The 6278-nt window shown below is 69.0% G+C and carries 7 protein-coding genes and 1 pseudogene; 4 read left to right on the forward strand and 4 right to left on the reverse strand.

The window, feature by feature from the left end:
* Positions 1–482: carboxylesterase family protein (locus V7D28_RS13105; protein ID WP_333587828.1), on the forward strand; the 482-nt coding region annotated here is incomplete at its 5' end.
* A 64-nt stretch (positions 483–546) separates the two neighbouring features.
* Positions 547–1419: a non-homologous end joining protein Ku gene (gene ku, locus V7D28_RS13110; protein WP_333587829.1), complete on the forward strand. Its 873-nt coding sequence runs from the start codon at positions 547–549 to the stop codon at positions 1417–1419.
* 80 nt (positions 1420–1499) lie between these two features.
* Here the strand turns inward: ku and efp are convergent, their stop codons facing one another.
* The gene (gene efp, locus V7D28_RS13115; RefSeq protein WP_333587830.1) at positions 1500–2066 is read right to left on the reverse strand and encodes an elongation factor P; all 567 of its coding nucleotides are present in this window, start codon (positions 2064–2066) and stop codon (positions 1500–1502) included.
* Between the two features lie 162 nt (positions 2067–2228).
* Here efp and epmA point away from each other — a divergent pair, with 162 nt between their 5' ends.
* Both epmA and V7D28_RS13125 read left to right on the forward strand, forming a co-directional pair.
* Complete coding sequence (gene epmA / locus V7D28_RS13120; protein ID WP_333587831.1) at positions 2229–3290, forward strand: EF-P lysine aminoacylase EpmA; 1062 nt, start codon at positions 2229–2231, stop codon at positions 3288–3290.
* 60 nt (positions 3291–3350) lie between these two features.
* On the forward strand, positions 3351–4388 hold the full coding sequence (locus V7D28_RS13125; RefSeq protein ID WP_333587832.1) for a lysine-2,3-aminomutase-like protein: 1038 nt from the start codon (positions 3351–3353) through the stop codon (positions 4386–4388).
* A 66-nt stretch (positions 4389–4454) separates the two neighbouring features.
* On the opposite strand, the gene V7D28_RS13130 is transcribed toward V7D28_RS13125, so the two are convergent.
* From V7D28_RS13130 to V7D28_RS13140, 3 genes and pseudogenes are all read right to left on the reverse strand, one after another.
* Positions 4455–4775 carry a 2Fe-2S iron-sulfur cluster-binding protein gene (locus tag V7D28_RS13130; RefSeq protein WP_333587833.1) on the reverse strand — a complete coding sequence of 107 codons (321 nt, stop codon included), beginning with the start codon at positions 4773–4775 and terminating at the stop codon, positions 4455–4457.
* Positions 4776–4795: 20 nt separating this feature from the next.
* Positions 4796–6025 (reverse strand): NAD(P)/FAD-dependent oxidoreductase, encoded by a 1230-nt coding sequence (locus V7D28_RS13135; RefSeq protein WP_333587834.1) that lies wholly within the window; start codon positions 6023–6025, stop codon positions 4796–4798.
* Positions 6026–6087: 62 nt separating this feature from the next.
* A pseudogene (locus tag V7D28_RS13140) lies at positions 6088–6278 on the reverse strand (succinate dehydrogenase iron-sulfur subunit); the annotation flags it as partial.

A 6278-nucleotide genomic window follows, 5' to 3' on the forward strand; every position in this document is an offset into this window, starting at 1 on the left:
CCCCCATCGCGCGGAACTTCTATGCCGCCGAAGCGGACGAGGGCGAGGAGGCCCTGGGCCGGGCGGCCTTCACCGACCAGATGTTCGCCGCTCCGGCCCGCTGGATCGCCCGCCAGGCGGCGGGCGGCGCCGGCGCCTATCTCTATCACTTTTCCTATGTGGGCCACCGCTTCCGCCCGGTGCTGGCGCGGGCCCATCACGCCGCGGAGATCCAGTACGTGTTCGAATACTGGGGCCGCCGCACCCCCATGAGTCAGGTGAGCGAGGAGGACCGCGCCATGGCCCGGCTGATGCACGGCTGCTGGGTGGCTTTCGCCCGCACCGGCCGGCCGGCCTGCGAGGGCCTGGACTGGCCGGCCTATGAGCCGGCGGGCGACGCCCTGCTGGAGTTCGGCCCGGAAAGCGGGGTGCGGACGGGCTTCCGCAAGCCGCAGCTGGACGCCTGGGAGGCGATCATGCTGCCGAAGCTGGGCCTGGATTAGCACCCGCCCCGAACGAATCGCCCGGCAAGGCGTTGAACGGACTCAAGGATTTCCGGAGTTCGTCATGGCCGCGCGCCCGTCCTGGCAGGGTTATCTGCGCCTGTCCCTGGTCAGCTGTCCCGTCACCCTGTTCACGGCCACCAGCCGGGCGGGCGATGTCAGCTTCAACATGCTGCACAAGGACACCCACAACCGCATCCGCATGGTGCCCACCGATCCGGAGAGCGGGCCGGTGGACCGGGCCGACATCGTCAAGGGCTATGAGGTGGAGAAGGGGCGCTATGTCGTCCTCACCCAGGACGAGATCAACAACGTCAAGCTGGAGACCACCCGCAGCCTGGACATCGAGCGGTTCGTGGACGCCGAGGAGATCGACCGGCTCTACTGGAACGATCCCTACTTCCTGGTGCCCGACGGGGAGATGGCGGTGGAGGCCTTCACCGTCATCCGCGAGGCCATGGGCGCCTCGGGCAAGATCGCGCTCGGCCGGCTGGTCATGCACCAGCGGGAGCGGCTGATGGCGCTGGAGCCGCGGGACCTGGGCATTCTGGCCTACACCCTGCGCTCCAAGGACGAGGTCCGCAGCGCCGAGGACGCCTTCGCGTCCATCCCCGACGTGAAGCCCGACAAGAAGATGGTGGAGATCGCGGCCAGGATCATCGAGCAGCAGGAAGGCGACTTCGACCCCAGCCAATTCACCGACCGCTATGAAGAGGCCCTGCGCGCCCTGATCGCGGAGAAGGAGGAGGGCCGCACCATCAAGGCCCCCGAAGCGCCCAAGGCCACCGAGGTCAGCGACCTCATGGAGCAGCTGCGGGCCAGCCTGGGCGAGGGCGCCAAGGGCGGCGCCCGGCGCAAGCCCGCCGCCCGCACAGGCGCGGCCAAGGCCAAGCGCGCCACGGGCCGGGCGGCTCCGCGCAAGAAGAAGAGCGCCTGAAGAGAGGCGTCCTCGACGCGCCCTTAGTGCCTTGAGCGCGTTTCGATCCGATAACCGGTTCCCACTTATCGGAACGCGCTCTAGTCCTTGGCGCGTTCCACATAGGAGCCGTCCTCGGTGAGGACGACGATGCGGGTGCCCACGGTGATGTAGGGCGGGATCATCACCCGCAGGCCCACATCGGTCATGGCCGGCTTGTAGGAGGAGGACGCCGTCTGACCCTTCACCACCGGCTCGGTCTCGGTGATCTCCAGGGTCACGCGGGAGGGCAGGCTGATGGCGATGGGCACGCCCTCATGGGTGGAGAGCTGAACGGCCATGCCGTCCTGCAGGTACATCTTGGTCTCGCCGATCACGTCCTCGGGCACCACGATCTGGTCGTAGTTCTCCGGGTTCATGAAGTGATAGCCCTCGCCGTCGGCATAGAGGAAGGTGTGCTCGCGCTCCTCCACGAAGGCGCGCTCCACCTGCTCGGTGGTGCGGTAGCGCTCGGAGACCTTCACCCCGTCGGAGATGCGGCGCATGTCCAGCTGGGTCACGGGCGTGCCCTTGCCGGGGTGGATGTTCTGGGTGGTCAGGACGACGTAGAGCTTGCCGTCCATATCGACGACATTCCCCTTGCGAAGCGAGCTGGCGGCGACCTTCACGTGGTATCTTCCTCAGTGCCTGGCGCGGCGGCGGACGGCCGCGCGCCGATCTGTCAAAATCGAGCGGTTCCCGCGCACCTATAGGATCACAGGCCGTTTCGCCAGCCGTTCCGGCCATTTTCCGCCCATTGACGCCTCGACCATGACCGCCCAGGAACGCCCATGAGCCCCGCTTCGACACCGGCCGCGACCCCCTGGTGGGACCAAGGCCAGCACCGCGACCGCCGGCCTTTCCTCACCCTGCGCGGGGCGATCCTGCGGGCGGTGCGGCGGTGGTTCGAGGATCAGGGCTTCACCGAGGTGGAGGCCGCCGCCCTTCAGGTCTCGCCGGGCAATGAGGCCCATCTGCACGCCTTTTCCACTGCGCTCATCGGGCCGGACGGGTCGCGGGCGCCGATGCACCTGCACACCTCGCCGGAATTCGCCTGCAAGAAGCTGCTGGCCGCGGGCGAGACGAAGATTTTCGACCTCGCCCGGGTCTGGCGCAACCGCGAGCGGGGGCCGCTGCACCATCCGGAATTCACCCTGCTGGAATGGTACCGGGCAGGCGCCCCCTATGAGACCCTGATGGCCGACTGCGCGGCCCTGCTGGCCCTGGCGGCCGAGGCGGCGGGGACGAGGATGCTCACCTGGCGGGGCGGCGCCTGCGATCCCTTCGCCGCCCCGGAGAAGCTGAGCGTGGCCGAGGCCTATGCGCGCCATGCGGGCGTCGATCTCCTGGCCACGGTGGGGCCGGGCGGGGCGGTGGACGGCGCGGCGCTGGCGGCCCAGGCCCGGGCCGCGGGCGTGCGCGTGGCCCCCGACGACGACTGGAGCGACGTCTTCAGCAAGATCATGGTGGAGAAGGTTGAGCCGCAGCTGGGCTTCGGGCGGCCGACGCTCCTGATGGAGTATCCCACGGCGGAGGCCGCGCTCGCCCGGCCCAAGCCCGGCGACCCGCGGGTGGCCGAGCGCTTCGAGCTCTATGCCTGCGGGGTGGAGCTGGCCAACGCCTTCGGCGAGCTCACCGACCCGGCCGAACAGCGCCGCCGGTTCGAGGCCGAGATGGCGCAGAAGCTGCGCATCTATGGGGAGGCCTATCCCATCGACGAGGACTTCCTGGCCGCCCTGGCGCACATGCCGCCGGCCAGCGGTTCGGCCCTGGGCTTTGACCGGCTGGTGATGCTGGCGACGGGCGCCCCGCGCATCGAGCAGGTGATCTGGACGCCGGTGGCCGCGCCCTGAGGGGCGTGCAAGGCCGTTGCGGGGGCCGCTAGCCTGCGCCATATGCCGCCGATGACGCGCATGCGCCCCCTACGCACCCTGGACGACCTGGCCGGCGCCGGCCTGCTGCCGGCTGAGCCCGCCGCCGAGCTGGCCGCCGTGGCCGCCCAGTACGCCGTCGCCCTGACGCCCGCGGTCGCCGAGCTGTCGCTGTCCTGCGCGGCGGTGGCCCGTCAGTACGTCCCCGACCCCGCCGAGCTTGAAACGACGCCGCAGGAGCGAGCCGACCCCATCGGCGATCACGCCCACATGCCGGTGAAGGGGGTGGTGCACCGCTACCGCGATCGGGCGCTGCTCAAGATCACCCATGTCTGCGCGGTCTATTGCCGCTTCTGCTTCCGCCGGGAGATGGTGGGGCCGGACGGGGAGGGGACGCTGAGCCCCGCCGAGCTGGCCCGCGCCCTGGACTATGTCCGCGCCCATGAGGAGATCTGGGAGGTCATCGTCACCGGAGGCGATCCCCTGGTGCTCTCGCCCCGCCGGATTTCCGAACTGATGGCGGCGCTCTCAGGCATCGACCATGTGAAGGTGGTGCGCTTCCACACCCGGCTGCCGGTGGTCGATCCGGACAAGGTGACGCCGGCCCTGGTCGACGCCCTGCGCTGTCCCGGAAAAGCGGTCTATGTGGCCCTGCACGCCAACCACGCCGCCGAACTGACGCCGGCCGCGCGGGCGGCCTGCGCCCGGTTGGTGGACTCAGGCCTGCCCATGGTCAGCCAGAGCGTCCTCCTGCGCGGGGTGAACGACAGCGTCGAGGCCCTGGGCGCCCTGATGCGCGCCTTCGTGGAGAGCCGGATCAAGCCCTACTATCTGCACCACGGGGACCTGGCGCCGGGCACCGGCCATTTCCGCGTCAGCCTGGACGAAGGTCAGGCCCTGATGCGGGACCTGCGGGGGGATTATTCGGGCCTCTGTCAGCCGGCTTATGTGCTGGACATTCCCGGCGGGCGCGGCAAGGCGCCGATCGGACCGGACTATGTCCACCGGCGAGGCGAGGCGCTCGAGATCGAAGACCCCCGGGGCGGGCGGCACGCCTACCCGCCCGGGGCGTCGCTCTAAACTCAAAGACTTGAGCGCGTTTCGATCCGATAACCGGTTTCCACTTATCGGAACGCGCTCTAAGGCTTAGTGCTGGCTTTCCGGCATGCGGACGATCAGGCCGTCCAGCGCGTCGGTGACCTTGATCTGGCAGGACAGGCGGCTGTTGGGCTCGACGTTCTCGGCGAAGTCCAGCATGGACTCCTCCATGGCCGAGCTCTCGCCGGTCTTGTCCTTCCAGGCGTCGTCCACATAGACGTGGCAGGTGGCGCAGGCGCAGGCGCCGCCGCAGTCGGCGTCGATGCCCGGAATATTATTCTTCACCGCGCCTTCCATCACCGTGAGCCCGGTCTTCACGTCCACGACGTGCTCGGTCCCGTCGTGCTCGATATAGGTGATCTTGGCCATGACTCCCTTTCGCGCCGCCTTCAGGCGACGACCTCTTTCATTGAAACCGTTGGATCGGCGAGCTTGGCCTTGGAGACCGGCTTGCGGTTTCCGATCAGCTGCTTGCCCATCATGAATTCCGGGGGCGAGTTGATCGCCTCCACGGACTGGATCTGATCGCCCTTCAGGTGGAAGACGGCGAACTTGCCGCTGGCCGGGTCGCCCCGGAGCAGCACCTCGTCCACATCGAAGGCGTAGCCGGCGATCTGGAGCTTGAGATCATATTGGTCGGACCACTGCCACGGCACCTCGCCGGCCGGGGCCGGGCGACCGGTGATGGCGCAGGCGGCCTGCTTGGCCTGTTCCAGGGCGTTGGGCACGCTCTCCATCCGGAACATGCGGTCATAGATGGGCATGGGCCTGTGGGCCACGTCGCCGATGGCGAAGATGGCGGGGTCGGAGGTGCGGGCCTCCAGGTTCACCACCACGCCCCGGGCGGTGTCCAGGCCGGCGTCGGCGGCGATCTCGTCATTGGGGGTGGCGCCCACCCCGATCACCGCGGCGTCGCAGGGCACGGTCCGTCCGTCGGCCAGGGTGACGCCGGTGACCTGGCCATTCTCGCCCACGAAGCCGGTGACGCTGGCCCCCAGCTCGAAGGTCACGCCGTTCTTCTCGTGATAGGTGCGGAAGAAGGTGGAGAGCGCCTCGCAGGCCACCCGGGCCAGCAGGCGGGGCTCGCGCTCGATCACCACCACCTCGGCGCCCAGGGCGCGGCCGGAGGCGGCCACTTCCAGGCCGATATAGCCCCCGCCCACCACGGCCAGACGCTTGCCCGGACCCACGGCGGCCTTCAGCGCCTCGGCGTCGGCGGCGGTGCGCAGCTCCAGCAGGCCCGAAAGGTCGGCGCCGGGAACGGGCAGTTTCAGGGCCCGGGCGCCGGTGGCCAGGATCAGGATGTCGTAATTCAGCACCCGCCCGTCGGACAGGGTAAGTTCCTTGGGCGAGCGGGCGAGCTTCACCCCCCGCACCCCGGCCAGGAAGTCGATGCCGTTGTCGGCGTAGAACTCCAGCGGCTTCAGCGCCAAAGCGTCGGCGTCGGCCTCGCCCTTGAGCCAGGCCTTGGACAGCGGCGGCCGCTGATAGGGGGGGATCGGCTCTTCGCCCACCAGGGTGATCTTGCCCGTATGGCCATACTGGCGCAGCAGGGCCGCGGCCGTGCCGCCGGCGTGGCCCGCGCCTAAGATCACCACATGTGCGCCCAAATCAGTCATCGCTTCCCCCGATGCAGAAAAATGACGCCTGCGTCAACTTGGGAAAAGCAGGGCGCCGTTCTTTAGACCACCCGATCGACCAGCATCTTCTTGACCTCGGCGATGGCCTTGGCCGGATTCAGGCCCTTCGGGCAGACCTGGGCGCAGTTCATGATCGTGTGGCAGCGATAGAGCTTGAACGGGTCTTCCAGATCGTCAAGCCGCTCGCCGGTGGCCTCGTCGCGGCTGTCGATCAGCCAGCGATAGGCGTGCA

Origin of the sequence: Phenylobacterium sp., from assembly GCF_036723115.1 — a bacterium.
Lineage (GTDB): Bacteria > Pseudomonadota > Alphaproteobacteria > Caulobacterales > Caulobacteraceae > Phenylobacterium.

Bases quoted from the DNA above. Each gene is read 5' to 3' on its own strand.
- V7D28_RS13135 (WP_333587834.1), bottom strand. From the start codon at position 6,025: ATGACTGATTTGGGCGCACATGTGGTGATCTTAGGCGCGGGCCACGCC.
- epmA (WP_333587831.1), top strand. From the start codon at position 2,229: ATGAGCCCCGCTTCGACACCGGCCGCGACCCCCTGGTGGGACCAAGGC.
- ku (WP_333587829.1), top strand. From the start codon at position 547: ATGGCCGCGCGCCCGTCCTGGCAGGGTTATCTGCGCCTGTCCCTGGTC.
- V7D28_RS13125 (WP_333587832.1), top strand. From the start codon at position 3,351: ATGCGCCCCCTACGCACCCTGGACGACCTGGCCGGCGCCGGCCTGCTG.
- V7D28_RS13130 (WP_333587833.1), bottom strand. From the start codon at position 4,775: ATGGCCAAGATCACCTATATCGAGCACGACGGGACCGAGCACGTCGTG.